Source organism: Pantoea leporis (assembly GCF_028048155.1).
In the GTDB taxonomy this organism is placed as follows: Bacteria; Pseudomonadota; Gammaproteobacteria; order Enterobacterales; family Enterobacteriaceae; genus Pantoea; species Pantoea leporis.
The window spans coordinates 916,712-934,037 of the sequence record NZ_JALMEU010000001.1; the positions used below are offsets into that span (position 1 = coordinate 916,712).

15 protein-coding genes are annotated in these 17,326 nt (G+C 54.2%); 4 read left to right on the top strand and 11 right to left on the bottom strand.

Features of this window, described 5'->3' with window-relative positions; translation table 11 throughout:
• The first annotated feature begins 16 nt into the window (after positions 1 to 16).
• Positions 17 to 535 (top strand): bifunctional 3-hydroxydecanoyl-ACP dehydratase/trans-2-decenoyl-ACP isomerase, encoded by a 519-nt coding sequence (gene fabA, locus MWH02_RS04385; RefSeq protein ID WP_101760924.1) that lies wholly within the window; start codon positions 17 to 19, stop codon positions 533 to 535.
• Positions 536 to 601: 66 nt separating this feature from the next.
• Here fabA and rmf read toward each other — a convergent pair whose 3' ends face one another.
• From rmf to rlmKL, 6 genes are all read right to left on the bottom strand, one after another.
• Positions 602 to 769 carry a ribosome modulation factor gene (gene rmf / locus MWH02_RS04390; protein WP_071531634.1) on the bottom strand — a complete coding sequence of 56 codons (168 nt, stop codon included), beginning with the start codon at positions 767 to 769 and terminating at the stop codon, positions 602 to 604.
• A 269-nt stretch (positions 770 to 1,038) separates the two neighbouring features.
• Complete coding sequence (gene pqiC / locus MWH02_RS04395; RefSeq protein ID WP_101760925.1) at positions 1,039 to 1,605, bottom strand: membrane integrity-associated transporter subunit PqiC; 567 nt, start codon at positions 1,603 to 1,605, stop codon at positions 1,039 to 1,041.
• On the bottom strand, positions 1,602 to 3,245 hold the full coding sequence (pqiB, locus tag MWH02_RS04400) for an intermembrane transport protein PqiB (protein ID WP_271459964.1): 1,644 nt from the start codon (positions 3,243 to 3,245) through the stop codon (positions 1,602 to 1,604). Before pqiB ends, pqiC begins: the two co-directional genes overlap by 4 nt.
• On the bottom strand, positions 3,217 to 4,500 hold the full coding sequence (gene pqiA, locus MWH02_RS04405; RefSeq protein ID WP_110865866.1) for a membrane integrity-associated transporter subunit PqiA: 1,284 nt from the start codon (positions 4,498 to 4,500) through the stop codon (positions 3,217 to 3,219). Before pqiA ends, pqiB begins: the two co-directional genes overlap by 29 nt.
• A 15-nt stretch (positions 4,501 to 4,515) precedes the next feature.
• Positions 4,516 to 6,426, bottom strand: a complete 1,911-nt coding sequence (locus MWH02_RS04410; RefSeq protein WP_217547044.1) for an ABC transporter ATP-binding protein — start codon at positions 6,424 to 6,426, stop codon at positions 4,516 to 4,518.
• A gap of 5 nt (positions 6,427 to 6,431) precedes the next feature.
• Positions 6,432 to 8,549 carry a bifunctional 23S rRNA (guanine(2069)-N(7))-methyltransferase RlmK/23S rRNA (guanine(2445)-N(2))-methyltransferase RlmL gene (rlmKL, locus tag MWH02_RS04415; protein WP_192234381.1) on the bottom strand — a complete coding sequence of 706 codons (2,118 nt, stop codon included), beginning with the start codon at positions 8,547 to 8,549 and terminating at the stop codon, positions 6,432 to 6,434.
• 108 nt (positions 8,550 to 8,657) lie between these two features.
• Here rlmKL and MWH02_RS04420 point away from each other — a divergent pair, with 108 nt between their 5' ends.
• Entirely contained in the window at positions 8,658 to 9,767 is a 1,110-nt protein-coding gene (locus tag MWH02_RS04420) for a YcbX family protein (RefSeq protein ID WP_271459965.1), read from the top strand.
• 5 nt (positions 9,768 to 9,772) lie between these two features.
• Here MWH02_RS04420 and MWH02_RS04425 read toward each other — a convergent pair whose 3' ends face one another.
• The 5 genes from MWH02_RS04425 to MWH02_RS04445 all read right to left on the bottom strand — a co-directional run bounded on the left by MWH02_RS04425 (position 9,773) and on the right by MWH02_RS04445 (position 15,040).
• Positions 9,773 to 10,315, bottom strand: a complete 543-nt coding sequence (locus MWH02_RS04425) for a cell division protein ZapC (protein WP_101760931.1) — start codon at positions 10,313 to 10,315, stop codon at positions 9,773 to 9,775.
• Positions 10,316 to 10,463: 148 nt separating this feature from the next.
• Positions 10,464 to 11,474 carry a quinone-dependent dihydroorotate dehydrogenase gene (pyrD, locus tag MWH02_RS04430; RefSeq protein WP_271459966.1) on the bottom strand — a complete coding sequence of 337 codons (1,011 nt, stop codon included), beginning with the start codon at positions 11,472 to 11,474 and terminating at the stop codon, positions 10,464 to 10,466.
• Positions 11,475 to 11,593: 119 nt separating this feature from the next.
• Positions 11,594 to 12,595: a glycosyltransferase family 2 protein gene (locus MWH02_RS04435; protein WP_271459967.1), complete on the bottom strand. Its 1,002-nt coding sequence runs from the start codon at positions 12,593 to 12,595 to the stop codon at positions 11,594 to 11,596.
• A gap of 2 nt (positions 12,596 to 12,597) precedes the next feature.
• Complete coding sequence (locus tag MWH02_RS04440) at positions 12,598 to 14,115, bottom strand: lipopolysaccharide biosynthesis protein (RefSeq protein ID WP_271459968.1); 1,518 nt, start codon at positions 14,113 to 14,115, stop codon at positions 12,598 to 12,600.
• A gap of 97 nt (positions 14,116 to 14,212) precedes the next feature.
• Complete coding sequence (locus MWH02_RS04445) at positions 14,213 to 15,040, bottom strand: hypothetical protein (protein ID WP_271459969.1); 828 nt, start codon at positions 15,038 to 15,040, stop codon at positions 14,213 to 14,215.
• Positions 15,041 to 15,795: 755 nt separating this feature from the next.
• Between MWH02_RS04445 and ssuE the strand changes: the two genes are divergently transcribed.
• Both ssuE and MWH02_RS04455 read left to right on the top strand, forming a co-directional pair.
• Complete coding sequence (ssuE, locus tag MWH02_RS04450) at positions 15,796 to 16,347, top strand: NADPH-dependent FMN reductase (protein ID WP_101760936.1); 552 nt, start codon at positions 15,796 to 15,798, stop codon at positions 16,345 to 16,347.
• 10 nt (positions 16,348 to 16,357) lie between these two features.
• Positions 16,358 to 17,326, top strand: a complete 969-nt coding sequence (locus MWH02_RS04455) for a sulfonate ABC transporter substrate-binding protein (RefSeq protein ID WP_271459970.1) — start codon at positions 16,358 to 16,360, stop codon at positions 17,324 to 17,326.

Genomic DNA, 17,326 nt, shown 5'->3' on the forward strand with positions numbered 1-17,326 from the left:
AAGGCATATTGAGAACATGGTAGATAAACGCGAATCCTATAGTAAAGAAGACCTGATTGCCTCGGGTCGCGGCGAACTGTTTGGCGAAAATGGACCGCCGCTTCCATCCAACAACATGTTGATGATGGACCGCGTGGTCAAAATGACCGAAGACGGCGGTAAATTCGATAAAGGTTTCGTCGAAGCCGAACTGGATATCCGCCCTGACCTGTGGTTCTTTGACTGCCACTTCATTGGCGATCCGGTAATGCCGGGTTGCCTCGGCCTCGATGCGATGTGGCAGCTGGTGGGTTTCTACCTCGGCTGGCTGGGCGCAGAAGGTAAAGGCCGCGCGTTGGGCGTGGGTGAAGTGAAGTTCACTGGACAAGTCCTGCCTACCGCCAAAAAAGTGACCTATAAAATTCACTTCAAACGTGTGATTAACCGTAAACTGGTGATGGGCGTGGCAGATGGCGAAGTCTTCGTTGACGGGAACCTGATTTACTCTGCGACCGATTTGAAAGTGGGTCTGTTCAAAGACACCTCAGCTTTCTAATCCTTCCAAATGAAAACCTCCGCACGCAGCGGAGGTTTCTTCCATAATGTTAGACATCCAGCAGTGCTAGGCCACCGCTGACCTGTCCTCCATGGCTTGACGCCAACCTCCCAACCAGTGAGACCGTGCATCGATCAATTGATAAGGGCATATCTCTTTCGAGCGGCCCGTAATACCGGCTTGGTAGCCTCGTGAATGTGCTCGTTCCAGGCGGTCTCTCTTCTGTCTCTTCATGCCTCGTTTCCCTCATTTCAGGTCTGGTGGAATCTGGGTGGAAAGAAAGAGTGGCGATATAATGTTCAACCACAGTAATGTTCTAACCCGATGCCGAAGAAAGGTCAATGCGCAAAATTCACGCCAATGTCATGTTTTTGACGTTAAAGTGCCATGTAGAATTGTCAGTTGATCGTCTATCTGGCTGATTAGGCAATAAAAAAAGCCCCTGATTTGACTGCGATCACACTACAGTAAATCAAGGACTTAGCATAAGCATCGAACAAATCTTAATTTAGCGAAACGACACTATTTGCGATTTGTTGTGCGGTTTGCTGCCAGCCGAGAGCCAGAGTACGTACCAGCGCATCATAGCCATCTTCGGTTTGCGGCAGCGTCAGATTAAAGCCATGTTTGATTAGGCGTCCTTGATGCTGCAGTAACCATTCGCCACTCACCACCACTTGTCCATCGTAGCGTCCCTGGAAACCGGTAACGTTTACCGACAGCGTATCGTGCGTATCCCCCAGCGGCGCACCGGCAACCAGGCGGCCAGGTAGCGCTTTACTGAGATTACTGATCAACGTTTGCTGCAGCTGTTGATCGAGCGGACTGGCCCACAGGTTATTGGCTGCAATCACGTACTTCACATCGCTGGTCTGATAGACCAGGCCGTTGCCCGCCATGTAATCCGGTACCGTTACTTGCTCAACCCAAATCATCGGTTGGCCAGTGCCCGCGGCACTTTCAACGCGCGCCACATTGCTGCCCGCAGGCAGCTGATAATAGGTATTTTCAATGGTGCTGCTGCAGCCTGCCAGCAGCAACAGCGCCCCGATAATTAGCCCTTTTTTCACTGTTTCGCCCTCTTTGGCTGTGGATCCTGGCCCGGCTTGGCCTCAAACACCAGCGCGTTACTTTTGCTATTCAGCGTTTTCAGCACCGGCTGCAGTTCTCGCAGTACCTGATCAAGCCGCTGCATATCGCCCACCAGCTTGCTGTAAGCCGGTGAACCTGGCTGCAGCCCTTTCATGCTGCGGTTCAGTTCGCGCAAGGTTTGCTGCATGTCTGAAGGCAGGGTTTTCATCGCCGGATTCGCCGTGATCTGATTAAGGTTATCCAGCGTTTTCTGCAGCCGCTGCAGGGTGCGCTGGCTCTCTTTCAAGGTACCTGTGGCTTCATTCAGCACTGGATTAAGTGGCAAGCCGTTGATCTTATCCAGCGCCGCCATCAGTTTCTGCTGAATCTGCGCCAGGCCGCCGCTGACGGTTGGAATCACTTCCAGGCCAGCCACCTGATTCGGGCCTTGATACGCCGGTGCGTTATCGTAGAAATCGAGGTCGATAAATAGCGCGCCAGACAGCAGGTTGCCGGTTTTCAGCGTCGCACGCAGACCGCGTTTTTTGCCATCCTGCAGATGCTGCTCAAGATTGAAATCTCCGCCCAGGCGATTAACAAACCGATCCGGCTCAATGCGAATCAGCACCGGCACACGATAATCCGTATTCAGCGCCTGATTCACGCCCGGAATCATATAAGGCACTTGTGACACCGTACCCAAACGAATGCCGCGGAACTCAACCGGTGCGCCAACCTGCAAGCCGCGAATTGAATCGGTGAAGAACAGCAGGAAATCGGTATGAGCACTGTAGAGCGAATCCTGGATGCTGCGCTGATCGTCGTACAGATGGTATTCCGCCTTGTTCTCCGCCGCCCGGCCCAGCTCAGCGCCGTCCGGCACATCAAAGCTGACGCCGCCGCTGAATAGCGTAGTGAGCGATCCCATCTCTACGCGCATGCCTGATGCAGACATATCGACGGCAATACCGCTGTCTTTCCAGAAACGCACGTTGGTGGTGATTAGGCGATCGTAAGGCGCCGAGATAAACAGCTGATAAGTCATCATGCGTTTATCGGTATCAAAGGTGCTGGTTTCCACTGAACCTACGCGATAACCGCGGAACAGCACCGGATCGCCCGCATTAAGCTGACCGGCTTTTTTGCTGTCGAGCGTTATGCGAATGCCTTTGGCATCCGGCGGCGCCAGCGGCGGTGCATCCAGCAGTTGATAACGTTCCGGCTTATCGCCCTTCGCGCCCGGCTGCAGCTCGATATAGGCACCGGAAAGCAGCGTGCCCAATCCGGTAATGCCTTCGCGACCAATTTGCGGTTTCACCACCCAAAATGCGCTGTCGCCCTGTAGCAACTTTTCCATGCCCGAATTAAGACGCGCTTTAATTTCTACATGGTGCAAATCGTCGGTCAGAACCGCGCTTTCCACCACACCGACGTTGACGCTGCGGCTCTTAATGGTGGTTTTGCCGGCTTCGATGCCTTCCGCATTTTCGGTAATCAGCGTCACTTCCGGGCCCTGATGGCTGAAGTGATAAAAAAGAATCCATCCGCCGATTAACAGCGTGACAATAGGTACAATCCAGACCGGCGACCAGCGTTTAATCTGGTCGACCTTAGCAGTCCCGTGATGGTTGTCCGTCAAGACGCGGCTCCTTACGTTCAGTTTCTCGTTGTCGATCCCACAGCAGGCGCGGATCAAAGGTCATTGCGGCAAACATGGTGAGGATGACCACCATGGCAAACAGCAGCGCGCCCGGCGCAGGATACACGCTCATCAGCCGACCCATCCGCACCAGCGCAGAGAGAACGGCGATTACAAACACATCAATCATTGACCAACGGCCAACGAATTCAACCACCTCATAAACCACGTGCATCTTTTCATCATCGCGCCCACCGCGTCCGCTGCCGTGCCAGCACAGCCAGGCAATCGCCAGCATTTTCAGCGAAGGCACCATGATACTGGCGATGAAGATCACCAGCGCCACCGGCCACGAACCGTCGCTCCACAACAAAATTACCCCGGCCATAATGTTCGAAGGATATTGCGAACCGAGCGTTTCGGTCACCATGATCGGCATAATATTCGAGGGAATATAGAGCATCACCGAGGTGATAAGCAGCGCCAGCGTCCACTGCAGACTGTGCTTGCGGCGCGCATGCGCCTTCACACCACAACGCGGGCACGCCAGTTGGTCAGCGGGCAGAATCGCGGTACAACACGGACAGCTACGCAAACCTTGCTTCAGGCCGCTAACACCGGCCAGCGGCGTTTTCGGCAGCGGCGGTAACGGATTGATGCGGTGCCACACCCAACGGCGATCAACACATTGAAAAGCGCGCAATTGCAACACGCAGAACAGACACCACGGCCAAAAACTGCTGCCGAGGCCAATCTCACCATACGCCATCAGCTTAACGAAACTGACCAGCACGCCAGCCATAAAAATTTCCGCCATGCCCCAGCTACGCAGCTGAAACAGCACGCGCGCCAACCCAAGCCGCAGGTTGTGCGGCATGCGGACGTTATTGACCAGCAGAATAATGGTGATCATGCAGAAGGCAGGAATGCCCTGCACAAACAGCAGAAACAGCGTTGCCAGGCTGCGGTAATCTTCGCGATCCATCACCTGGGGGATTTCCAGCAGCGATATCTGGCTGCTCAATCCCGCGACGTGCATATTGATGAAAGGAAACAGATTGGCCAGCACCAGCATAAACAGCGCCGAAAAGGCGTAGCCGGTCGGACGTCGACGCGGCTCCTGCCAGTTGGCTTGCAGCGTGGTGTGACAACGCGGGCAACGCGCACGGCTGCCAACCGGTACAGCGGGCAGCTTTACTGTTAAATCACACTGTGGACAAAGACTCCACTGATGCGCTTGATCCGCTGCACACATGCTGACTCCTTCCGATTACGCGCCGTTTTTCAGTGCTTCCAGCTCTTCCCAGCGTTCGAACGCCACTTCCAGCTCCTGCTCGGTTTGCGCTAACGCATCCAGAACCGGCTGGGTTTTATCGTGTGGCTGGCTGAAGAAATCTGGATGACTCATTTTAGCCTGCAACTCACCGATGCGGGTTTCCAGCTGCTCCAGTTTTTGTGGCAGCTGTTCCAGCTCACGTGCCAGGTTATAGCTTAGCTTGTTGGCCGGACGTTTGGCGGAGTCACTTTTCTCAGCGGTTTTCACCGGTGTAGCCGGTTTAGCCTGCGAGGCTTTGCCCTGCTTATAGGCTGCGCGCTGCTGCTGAGCATCGTGATAGCCACCGACAAAGGTGCCGATTTCGCCGTTGCCTTCAAAGATCCAGCACTCGGTCACGGTGTTGTCGACGAATTGACGGTCGTGGCTCACCAACATCACGGTGCCCTGATAACCATCCACCAGCTCTTCCAGCAATTCCAGCGTTTCGACGTCGAGGTCGTTGGTCGGTTCATCAAGAATCAGCAGGTTGCTTGGCTTGAGGAACAGACGCGCCAGCAGCAGGCGGTTACGCTCACCGCCGGACAAGGCGCGCACCGGCGTCATGGCGCGTTTCGGATGGAACAGGAAGTCCTGCAGGTAACCGAGCACGTGGCGCGGTTTGCCGTTAACCATCACTTCCTGCTTACCTTCAGCGAGGTTATCCATCACGGTACGATCTGGATCCAGCTCAGCGCGGTGCTGATCGAAGTAAGCGATTTCCAGCTTGGTACCGCAATGCACGCGGCCGCTGTCGGCTTTCAGCTGATCCAGCATCAGACGCAGCAAGGTGGTTTTACCGCAACCGTTAGGGCCAATCAGGGCGATTTTGTCGCCGCGCTGCACCTGAGTAGAGAAGTCTTTCACCAGGGTTTTGCCACCCACGCTGTAATTGACATCTTCCATCTCAAACACGATTTTGCCTGAACGTGCCGCTTCGCCGACTTGCATATTGGCTTTGCCCATCACTTCACGACGTGCAGAGCGCTCGTTACGCAGCGCTTTCAAGGCACGTACACGGCCTTCGTTACGCGTGCGGCGCGCTTTGATGCCCTGACGGATCCACACTTCTTCCTGCGCCAGCTTGCGGTCAAACTCGGCGTTCTGCATCTCTTCGACACGCAGCGCTTCTTCTTTGCCGGTCAGGAACAGATCGTAGTTGCCCGGCCAGGAAACCAGCTTGCCGCGATCAAGATCGACAATGCGCGTCGCCATGTTGCGAATAAACGAACGGTCATGCGAAATGAAGATGATGCTGCCAGTGAATGTCTTGAGGAACGTTTCCAGCCAATCAATGGTTTCGATATCAAGGTGGTTGGTCGGTTCGTCGAGCATCAGTACGCGCGGGTTGCTCACCAGCGCGCGGCCCAACGCCGCTTTACGCAGCCAGCCGCCAGACAGCGAAGACAACTCGGTATCCGCATCCAGACCAATCTGCTGCAGCACGTCGTTGATGCGGCTATCCAGCTGCCACAGATTCTGATGGTCAAGGATGGTTTGCAAACGGCCCATCTCGTTCAGGTTCTTCTCGCTCGGATCTTCCATCACCAGATGGGAAATCGCGTGATAAGCCTTGAGATGCTCCGCCTGCTCGGCCACGCCTTCGGCAACGAAGTCATAAACAGAACCGGTAATATTGCGTGGCGGATCCTGTTGCAGACGCGCCACCACCAAATCCTGCTCATAAATGATGCGGCCGTCATCCAGCGGCTGTTCGCCGTTGATGATTTTCATCAGCGTCGATTTACCGGCGCCGTTACGGCCAACCAGACAGACGCGTTCGCCCTCTTCGATATGCAGTTCGGTGTTATCCAACAGCGGCGCATCGCTGAACGAGAGGTAAGCGCCATGGATACTGATCAGTGACATAAAACTTATTCCTTACCGGCGTGGCTAACCAGCCAGCAGTTGTGAATTTGACGGTTGCGCGCGAAATCCTGCGACAGCGTTTTTTGGGTAATTTCCTGCGCCTGCAGACCCAGACGTTCTAAGCCGTCGAGATCCATTTTGAAGCCGCGCTTGTTGTTGGAGAACATAATGGTGCCACCGCGACGCAGCAAACGTTTCAGGTTCTGCATCAGCATCATGTGATCGCGCTGCACGTCGAAATCGTCTTCCATGCGCTTAGAGTTAGAGAACGTCGGCGGATCGATAAAGATCAAATCAAACTGTTCGTCACTCTCACGCAACCAGCTCAGGCAATCGGCGTGCATCAGGCGATGATTACGGCCGGTTAAACCGTTAAGGCGCAGGTTGCGCTCGGCCCACTCCAGATAAGTACGCGACATATCCACGGTGGTGGTGGTTTTCGCGCCACCTAAACCGGCGTGTACGCTGGCGGTACCGGTATACGCAAACAGATTGAGGAAATCTTTGCCTGCGCTCATTTTGCCCAGCATCTGGCGCGCGATACGGTGATCGAGGAACAAACCAGTATCCAGATAATCGGTGAGATTCACCAGCAGACGCGCATCAAATTCCTGCACTTCGAAGAAATCGCCCTTCTCGCCCAGCTTTTGATACTGGCTTTTGCCTTTTTGGCGCTCGCGGGTCTTCATTACCAGACGATTGGCCGGGATCTCCAGCACGCTCAGCGTAGCGCTGATCACATCGAACAGACGCTGACGCGCTTTGTTGGCGTCCACGGTTTTCGGCGGCGCATACTCCTGAATCACCACCCAATCAGCGTAACGATCAACCGCTACGTTGTACTCAGGCAGATCGGCGTCATACAGACGATAGCAATCGATATTCGACTGACGCGCCCATTTATCCAGCTTCTTCAGGTTCTTGCGCAGACGGTTAGCAAAATCTTCGGCGATCTGCGCGCCGCCTTCTGCACTGGTTGCAGCCAGCTGATAGTTTTTTTGCACGCACTCCAGCGGACCGTTTTTGGCTTTAAACTGACGATCGGCACGCAGTTGCAAGCAGCTCAGCAGCTCTGGCGAGGCGCTGAACAGCGACAGATTCCAGCCGCCGAAGTGCTGCTTCATGATGCGGCCCAGCTGGCTGTGCAGCGCAATCAGCGCCGGTTCGCTTTCCAGACGCTCACCGTACGGCGGATTGCTCAATACCGTGCCGGTAATCTCTTTGCCCGCCAGCGGATTCTTCAGCTTAATCACATCCTGCTGCGCAAAGGTGAACAGCTCGAACACGCCTGCACGACGGGCGTTGGCGCGCGCTGATTCCAGCACGCGACTGTCATTATCGTAGCCAAAGAAACGGGCGGTCGCAGCGGCTGTACCCACGCGTGCGCGCTCTTTCGCGGCAGCATGAACTTCCTGCCACGCAGCCTGATTGTGTTTCTTCCAGCGATTGAAGCCCCAATGGGTACGCAGCAGGCCAGGCGCGCGATCGCAGGCAATCAACGCCGCTTCCAGCAGCAGCGTACCGGAACCACACATCGGATCGACCAACGGCGTGCTGCTCTGCCAACCGGAACGCATCACGATGGCTGCCGCTAAGGTTTCTTTTAGCGGCGCTGCGCCGGTTTGCTGGCGATAGCCGCGCTGATGCAGTGAATCACCGCTTAGATCCAGCGCGATGCTGACGCGATCTTTGTTGAGCCACGCATTGATGCGGATGCCCGGTTGTTCACGATCAACGTTCGGGCGCTCCAGATTCTGGCGGGTAAAACTATCGACGATGGCATCTTTAATGCGCAGCGCACCGAACTGGCTGTTGCGGATCACCTCGTTGGTGCCGCTAAAATGGATGGCAAAACTGGTGTTGCTGTCGAACATCTCGGTCCACGGGATACTTTGCGCACCCACGTAAAGATCGAGATCGCTCCAGACGCCAAATTCTCCCAGCGGCAGCAAAATGCGCGAAGCCAGACGGCTCCACAGCAGGCTTTGATACATTACATGGTCGTCGGCCTGGAAGTGGACGCCGCCCTGCACCACCTGCAAATCCTGCGCACCCAGCGCGTCTAGCTCACTTTTCAACAGCTCTTCGAGCCCACGCGCCGTACTGGCAAACAGAGAATTCATATCGTCACTTTTTACTCTTGCTTAAATTGCTGCGCATTATAGCGAATCAGCGTGCTATGTCATAAAGTTAGCTTCTTTAAAACTTATGACCCCTTTTTTGGAGTGGTGATGATTACGCTTTCACGCCTTTACATCCATCCCGTTAAATCTATGCGCGGTCTGCAACTGTCACATGCGCAGGTGCTGGAAAGCGGTCTGGGCTTTGATCGCATCTTTATGGTGACCGAACGGGACGGCACGTTCGTGACCGCCCGCCAGTTTCCGGAAATGGTGCGCTTTACCCCGGCGCTGCTGCCGGACGGGCTGTTTCTGCAGGCACCGGATGGTTCGCAGGCGCTGATCCGCTTCGCTGATTTCACTGCTGAGCAGTCACCCACCGAAGTCTGGGGCAACCATTTCACCGCGTGCGTTGCACCTGACGCGATCAACAGCTGGTTAAGCACCTTCTTCCCGCGTCCGGTGCAGCTGCGCTGGACCGGCGTGCAACCGACGCGCCGCGTGAAGCGTTTTGATCATGTGCCGCTAAGCTTTGCCGACAGTTTTCCTTACCTGCTGGTGAATATGGCCTCGTTGCAGGATCTGCAACAACGCTGTCCGGCCAGCGTGCGCGTTGAGCAGTTCCGTCCCAATCTGGTGGTGAGCGGCGCCGCTGCCTGGGAAGAAGATAGCTGGAAACGCCTGCAAATTGGCGAGATCACCTTTGAGATGCCGAAGCCGTGCAGCCGCTGCGTGTTTACCACCGTCGGTACCGAAAGCGGCCGTAAACATCCTGATGGCGAACCGCTCTCGACCTTGCAGGGTTTTCGCAGCGCGCAGGATGGCAGCGGCGATATCGATTTCGGCCTGAATTTGATCGCCCTTAATAGCGGCATTATTCGCGTCGGCGATGCTGTGACCATTCTCGAGAAGCAAACGCCTCGCACTTACGGTGCGGGCGCCGTGGTCGAAACGCTGGCGCCAGCCGCTAGCAGCCACAGCACGGTGAGCATCGATTATCAGGGGACGAGCTTTAGCGGCGACAATCAGCAAGTGCTGCTGGAACAGTTGGAAATGCAGGGTTTCCGCATTCCCTACTCGTGCCGCGCCGGGATTTGTGGCAGCTGCAAAGTGACGTTGGTGGCGGGTGAAGTGAAGGCACTGAAGAAAAGCGCGGTGCGCGCCGATGGTACCATCTTAAGCTGCAGCTGTATTCCGGCAGGCGATATCGAACTGGCGTAAGCCGATTACACCGCCCGCGCAAAGTGGGCGGTTTGTTCCTGCTGCTGTGGACGCAGACGATCGTTCATGATCTTTATCGCATCACCCAACTGCATACCTTTACCCGCCACGGTTAACGCGTTTTGCGCTAATAAGCACAGCGCGGCATTTTCACCGCTTTCAACCACAAACAGTTGCGCCTGTTCGCCGCTATCAGCCAGCGTCACCGCCACCATATCGCCCGCAGCGGGCTGCCAGCTGTGCGCATGATTGGTGAAGTGCCAGCTTTTTGGCATCAGGGGTTTGAGAAAACGACTGGCCACTAGCGCGTTTAACACTAATTCCGCACGCTGATCGCCTTTTAATCCACTCTGACGGCAACGTTCTTCAAAGCTAAAATAGAGCGCGGCGTCATCAACGCAAAAACCGCTGACATTAAAGGCATCAGGCGTCAGCATTTTGCGCGAGAAGCGCGAGCGAAATAACATGCCGTCGGCTAAATCCAGCATCATGCGGTCATGATCAGCGTCGAAATACCAACGCCAGTTGTCATCAGGTTTGATTTTCATGATCTGCCCTGTGGTTTATCGCTGCGCTAAACGGCGCTTAATTAAAAAAATAAATCTGAGAAAAAGCTGAAAAATCCAGCAGCAGGACAAAATATAAACGAGCCGAAGGGATAAATAAACCCCTCGGCGCAGTAAAGTGGGAAATGTCTTAGAGGTGGGTCACGATATCTTTAATTAAGCCTGGGCCTTTATAAATAAATCCAGAGTATATCTGCACTAATGTTGCACCCGCGGCAATTTTCTCACGCGCAGAAACCAGCGAATCAATACCACCGACGCCGATAATAGGTAAGCGGCCCTGCAGCTCTTGCGCCAGGCGGCGAATCACTTCGGTGCTGCGTGACTGCACCGGACGACCACTTAATCCGCCCATTTCTTCGGCATATTTAAGGCCGGTGACCAGCGAACGATCAAGCGTGGTATTGGTGGCAATCACACCATCAATATTGTGGCGCACCAAACTGTCGGCAACCTGGATCAATTCTTCTTCAGTCAGATCCGGCGCGATCTTTACCGCCACCGGCACATATTTAAGGTGCCTTGCCTGGAGTTCTTGCTGTTTTAATTTGATGGCAGAAAGAAGATCGTCCAGCGCTTCGCCATATTGCAGCGTGCGTAATCCTGGCGTGTTGGGTGACGAAATATTGATGGCGATATAACCGGCGTGGGCATATACCTTTTCCATGCAGATCAGATAATCGTCTTTGCCTTTCTCGACCGGCGTATCTTTATTTTTGCCAATATTGATGCCGAGAATGCCCTTAAAGCGCGACTTTTTAACGTTGGCAATCAGATGATCAACGCCGAGATTATTAAACCCCATGCGGTTAATAATCCCTTCGGCAGGCACTAAGCGGAACATACGCGGTTTATCATTTCCCGGTTGCGCCAGCGGCGTTACCGTTCCCACTTCGACAAAACCAAAGCCCATCGCGCCGAAGGCATCAATGCACTCGGCATTCTTATCGAGACCGGCCGCTAAGCCGAGCGCGTTCGGGAAGGTTAATCCCATGCAGGTTACCGGACGTGATGGCAGCGACTGGCGAATCAGCCCTTCCAGCGGGGTGCCGCTAATAAAACGCAGTTGTTGAAAGGTGAGTTCGTGCGCACGCTCAGGATCAAGCTTAAACAGCGCTGGCCGGACGATAGGATATAACATGCACTCTCCTCAATGACGGAAACCAGGGAAGTCGGGGTGCACGGGAAAATGTGCGCCAGAATGGTAAGGTGCGCTGGCGCAAAAGTAAATTGTTCTAAAGCATCACAATTTGATCGTTATCAGCGTCGTGCAGAATAGCGGCCAAGCTGTTCGCGACACGCCTGCAAGCCACTGTAAATCGTCGGGCAATACCACATCAGCTTCAGACGCGCGCTATGTTGCAATACATTGCGCACCAGCTGATTCACCTGCGGTTGCCAATCCGTTGGGATCACCATATGATTTTTGCGCATCTGCGCCAGGCAGCTGTGCATCACCGTTTGGTAATAGCTATCCAGCAACGCCGCATCCACCGGCAGTTGCCGATCGCGCAGGAACTGTTCGCTGCTTTCACGCGCAATAAAGTAATTTTTCACATAGGAAAAATCGCGCGTGCTTTGCGACAGCGACGTTAGCATAAAGCGTTTGTAGTAGTAGCTTTGGCTGGTGCAATAAATGTTACGCGCCTGCAGATAGAGCGCAAACATGTAAGGCGCATCTTCATGGTTTTGAATCGGCAGAAACTGCAGCGCTAGCTGATCAATCAAGCGACGCGAAATGATGCTGCTCCACACGACGCGATGCGCCGACTGATGCTGCATCAGCGTACGTAAACTGGTGCTGCCGCCGGGCAGCAATCCACTGACATGACGCTGGTGAATGGTTTGATAGTGGCGCTGCGCGGCAGGCACATCAAAAAACATTTTCGCGCCAAAGCAGAACAGATCGATATCTTCATGGCGCGCCTGCACGCGACGGAAGTCGGCGAACAAATCGGTGGAGACAAAATCATCCGCATCCATGAAGTAAACAAAATCACCGGTTGCGACAGCGAGCCCTTTCATACGCGCGGCGCTGACGCCGCCGCGCTCACCGCTCAGCAGGATCACCTGCGGATGCTGGGCCGCAAACGCCGTGAGCCAGGCTACGCTGCTGTCACTGGAACCATCGTCGATAACAATGATCTGTTCCGGCGGCGATGACTGACGCAACAATGAACCCATCGCTTCTGGCAGCCAGGGCGCGCAATTCCAGTTCGGTATGATGACCGAAACCGAAGGGATACGGTGAGATGACATCATGCTCATCCTCTTTCCTCAACGTTAAACAACGGAATTCTAAGACGCTTCAACACCACACTATGCAGCAGACAGCAGACGCCGAGATTGAACGCGCCAATCAAGCCAAGCCACAGCAGGTTGAGCCAGCGATTTTGGTTCCACTCGATCGGCAGCAAGGTGCTCAGCCAGGCGACGACGGCAGAAACCGCCCAAATCAGCATCACGTCGCGGGTTAACCAGGTGAAATGAATGCCCGGCGCAAAGCGGCGATGCACCAGCCACGCCCAGCCCACCAGATAGAAGATGTTCTGGCCCAGCCACAGCCAACCGGTGCCGAGTGCGCCGTAATGAATGGCGCACCAGATGTTGAGCGGCACCAGCAGCACGGCAAAGCAGGTGAAGCCTTTCATGTGCAGCTTGAGGTTGCCGTTGATGTATTGCAGGTGATAGAGCAAACCGCAGATCGCCTGAATGCCACTGCCTAATGCGTACAGGCTAAGGACAAATGACATCTCATCAACAATCTGACTTTTCTGCGTCCACGTCCACAGCAGCGGGCCGGCGTAACAGGCGATGGTGATACTGAGCGGCGCCATAAAGATCGCCACCGCCTGCGTGGTGTAGCGGTAAAGTTTCAAGGACTCCGCATCGCCCTCTTTGCGGGTTTTCATGCCGGTCATGCGTGGCACGATGGCCTGCATGATCGGGCTACTCAGCAGCAGAATGCCGGTCGCGGCGGTCGCCACCACGGTAAACGAACCGTATTCACTTAGCGGCAGCGTCTTGGAGAGCACCAGTCGGTCAATTTGCGAAATAAAGGTCCACACCGCACTGGAAAATGCTGCGCTGAGCGCAAAACGAATAAAAGGTTTCAGCACCTCTTTCAGATCGCCGCGCTTCTCTTTGCGCGCCGCTTTGGGGATCAGCTGGCAGGATTTGTAGATACAACAGGCCGCTTCGGCAATCGACACCAGCAACTGCCAGACAAAGAACGCCAATACCGCATTAGAGAAGAATTGAATCACCAGCACCGCGCCAAAGGTGCGCAAGGTGGTGATAATCAGGTTGACGCCGTTCAGCCACACCTGATGTTCGAAGCCCACAATCACGCTGCGATACGGACTGGTGCGCCAGCGTATCGCCGCAGTGATCACCATAATCGCCACGGCAATCACCACATCGCCCGCCGGAAGATGACGCGCATCCAGCCAGTGCGTGGCAATCCACGGCGTCGCCAGCCAACCCAACACCACCAGCACAATCGTGGAGAACAAGAAGAATTTGGTCAGCGTGGCAAACAGCGCCGGGAACCAGACAAATTCCGCCTGATTAGCACGATAGCGCGCCGCTTCCCGCATCAAGGTGGTCGAAACACCGGCATCGAGTAATTGCAGCCAGGTTAATAAGATCGAAAAGAAGCCCACTAAACCGTAGGCTTCCATACCTAAGTGTTGAATATAAAGTGGTACAACCAAAATACCTGACAGCGTCAGATAGATTTGACCAACATAGTTGGCAATCGCGTTACGTTTTATAGACATAGGTGTTTTGGCATCTGGGGATTATCTCAGTGGCCTTAAGCGTGACATAAAAGTATTCACGCGCACACCGGAGTTATTCTTAAAATTAACGTTGGTGCTAAGCGCCCAGCTTTTTTCTCATTTTCATCATGGAGAAATAGATGTCAGGTTGTTTCAACATGAGTTTTTCCATTGCACCTTTGGCCGGGAAGTTTTCCGCAAAGTAGGTTAATGCATGGCGGGTATTATCTGAGAATTTATCGGCACCACTTAACTCGTGCTGGACTAATTGTAATAAGCCGCTGCGTAAATAACTTTCCCGATAGCGGTTTCGCTCCGGAATATAGTGTGACAATCGCGTGAGTTTTTCATAATCGGTAATAAATTGCTGATAGGTTAAGCGCGGCGAGGCTTCTACCTGAGTGGTCAGCGACGCTTCACTGGCGTAATCGAGCACCCACGCCGTTTGCGTATGCAGTAATCCGGCCAGCATCACATCCTGAATACGCGTCAGCGGACCAACCGCGCGGGCCAGTCCAGCACGCAAGATCACCACAAAGCCGCCCTGCTGCCACCAGCGCTGCGCATGCAGTTGCTGGAACAGCTGCAGAGAGGAGTGTAAACCGTTCGCCAGCTCGCGCTTCGCCAGTGAGACCACAAAACAGTTTAGCTCGGGACGCTGGTCACTGAGCTTTGCCACGTCCTGCAGCAGGTTGGCCGGCAAGGCGCTGCGTTCCGCGCTGAACAGCAGGAAATCATCTTCAGCCGGCGTGCTGTGCGGAAAGGTCGGCAGCAATGACGAGGTGAGATGCGATCCCGCAGCATCGGGTTGCAGCCAGTAACATACCAGCTCTTCTGCAGCGTTAGGCGAAGGTGAGATGCAATTGAAGGTGGCAGGCGCGACCCGCTGCTCAGTTAAATCCTGAGCAAATGAAGAACTACCCATATATATCTCCCTAAAAATAAATTGGTTTGCCGCAACGGCAGTTCACGCCACAAAACGCGGGCGTAAATAAATAAGTGAAATATCGTTATCGTGTTCTAGCGGAAATTAGCTCAACCAATTATAAACAGGCCTGGAATTGTAATTCCAACCACGATTAGCATTAACATGTAACTTACGAAATTAATTGTTCAGCGCGGCTACATGAAGTGTGATGTTGATCGGCGAAAATTTGCATGACTTGTAACAAGCGGATTGAATAGTGCGTATTTTATTAACCTTTATTCGCGTTTAGACATAAATTTCGTGAAATAAAAACCACGGTAAATTAGGAAATAAACAACTGATGCTCAGTTTTATCCGATTCATGAGGGAGTGAATAGTGGAGAATTGTTTATCTTTTTCCATAACTTTCAATATCAAGCACTGCATGCAATCGGTAACTGCGCGGTCTGTATAAATATATTTCTCTGGTTACTACTCTGTTTTACCCATGCATTACGCCCTTTAATCATTAACGTCATTCACTGAGGCCGCAGGATTTATATAACCGCACCCTTGCAGCCTCGCTTTTCAGATTATACCTAAGCGCCTGAAACCTGCGTTTTCATCCCCTATTTATATGTCACTGGCTATCCCATTTTGCGACTTAGGATTACCAGATAAATCATTTAAGCCTCGCTGCCTGCTCTGACAGTATTGAACACATCAGTTCTGAATATCAGATAATCAATAACTTTCAGTTATAAGGAGTGACCATGCGGGTTATTACGCTGGCGGGCAGCCCTCGCTTCCCTTCACGCTCTACTGCGCTGCTGAGCCTGTGCCAGCACGCGCTGGAAGCACGCGGTGTCGAAGTGATTCCATGGAATATTCACAACTTCCAGCCTGAAGATTTGCTCTATGCACGCTTCGATTCTCCCGCATTGGCCGCGTTGAAAGCCGATTTGGCGCTGGCGGATGGCGTAATTGTCGCCACGCCTATTTATAAGGCTTCGTTTTCCGGCGCACTGAAAACCCTGCTCGATCTGCTGCCCGAGCGCGCGCTGGAACACAAAGTGGTGTTGCCACTGGCCAGCGGCGGCAGTGCTTCACATCTGCTGGCGGTGGACTACGCGCTGAAGCCGGTACTCAACGCGCTAAAGGCACAGGAAGTGTTGCACGGCGTGTTCGCCACTGACGGCCAGGTTACCGATTACGACCGCCAGCCGCTGCTCGATCCGCTGCTGTCGCAACGCATTGATGAAGCGCTGGATACCTTCTGGCACGCGCTGCATCGTCGCCACCCACCTTACGCACAAGCGGTATAAAGGAAGAGAGATGAAAAGGATATTGACGGGTTTACTCATGCCAGCCGTCGCGGCGCTGCTCACCTTGAGCGTGAGCGCGCAGGCCGCCGACGCACCAGAACAGTTGCGTATCGGTTACCAGAAAGGTTCGGTGAGCATGGTATTGGCGAAAACCCACAAGCTGCTGGAGCAGCGCTTCCCGCGCACCAACATAAAGTGGGTGGAATTCCCGGCGGGCCCGCAGATGCTCGAGGCGCTTAACGTCGATAGCATCGATTTGGGCAGCACCGGCGACATCCCGCCGCTGTTTGCTCAGGCCGCAGGTGCCGATCTGCTTTATGTCGGCTCGGAGCCACCCAAGCCGCAAGCCGAAGTGATTTTAGTGCCGAAAGATAGCCCAATTCACAGCGTGGCCGAACTGAAAGGCCATAAAGTGGCGTTCCAGAAAGGCTCCAGCTCGCACAACCTGCTGCTGCGTGCGCTGGAACAGGCCGGACTGAGCTTTAAAGACATTCAGCCAACCTATCTGACGCCCGCCGATGCGCGCGCCGCATTTCAGCAAGGCGACGTTGATGCCTGGGCGATTTGGGATCCTTACTACTCTGCCGCGCTGCTGCAAGGCAACGTGCGCGTGCTGGCCGACGGCAGCAAACTCAATCAAACCGGCTCCTTCTATTTAGCCACGCGCAAATACACCGAGACGAACGGCGCCTTCGTGCAGCAGGTACTGAATACCTTCAGCGAAGCCGATGCGCTAACGCGCAGCCAGCGCGACCAGAGTATCGATCTGCTGGCGAATGCGATGGGCTTACCAAAACCGGTAATTGCCAGCTATCTCGACCATCGTCCACCGACCACCATTACGCCGGTCAGCGCCCATACCGCGCAGGCCCAACAGCAAACGGCCGATCTGTTTTATGCCAATCATCTGATGCCGGTAAAAGTGAATATTGCTGACCGCATCTGGCATCCACAATCCGCCCAGCCTAAAGGAAATTAA

Excerpts from the sequence above, each read along its gene's own strand:
- fabA (WP_101760924.1), top strand. The coding sequence starts at position 17 with ATGGTAGATAAACGCGAATCCTATAGTAAAGAAGACCTGATTGCCTCG.
- rmf (WP_071531634.1), bottom strand. The coding sequence starts at position 769 with ATGAAGAGACAGAAGAGAGACCGCCTGGAACGAGCACATTCACGAGGC.
- pqiA (WP_110865866.1), bottom strand. The coding sequence starts at position 4,500 with ATGTGTGCAGCGGATCAAGCGCATCAGTGGAGTCTTTGTCCACAGTGT.
- MWH02_RS04410 (WP_217547044.1), bottom strand. The coding sequence starts at position 6,426 with ATGTCACTGATCAGTATCCATGGCGCTTACCTCTCGTTCAGCGATGCG.
- rlmKL (WP_192234381.1), bottom strand. The coding sequence starts at position 8,549 with ATGAATTCTCTGTTTGCCAGTACGGCGCGTGGGCTCGAAGAGCTGTTG.
- MWH02_RS04420 (WP_271459965.1), top strand. The coding sequence starts at position 8,658 with ATGATTACGCTTTCACGCCTTTACATCCATCCCGTTAAATCTATGCGC.
- MWH02_RS04425 (WP_101760931.1), bottom strand. The coding sequence starts at position 10,315 with ATGAAAATCAAACCTGATGACAACTGGCGTTGGTATTTCGACGCTGAT.
- pyrD (WP_271459966.1), bottom strand. The coding sequence starts at position 11,474 with ATGTTATATCCTATCGTCCGGCCAGCGCTGTTTAAGCTTGATCCTGAG.
- MWH02_RS04435 (WP_271459967.1), bottom strand. The coding sequence starts at position 12,595 with ATGATGTCATCTCACCGTATCCCTTCGGTTTCGGTCATCATACCGAAC.
- MWH02_RS04440 (WP_271459968.1), bottom strand. The coding sequence starts at position 14,115 with ATGTCTATAAAACGTAACGCGATTGCCAACTATGTTGGTCAAATCTAT.
- MWH02_RS04445 (WP_271459969.1), bottom strand. The coding sequence starts at position 15,040 with ATGGGTAGTTCTTCATTTGCTCAGGATTTAACTGAGCAGCGGGTCGCG.
- ssuE (WP_101760936.1), top strand. The coding sequence starts at position 15,796 with ATGCGGGTTATTACGCTGGCGGGCAGCCCTCGCTTCCCTTCACGCTCT.
- MWH02_RS04455 (WP_271459970.1), top strand. The coding sequence starts at position 16,358 with ATGAAAAGGATATTGACGGGTTTACTCATGCCAGCCGTCGCGGCGCTG.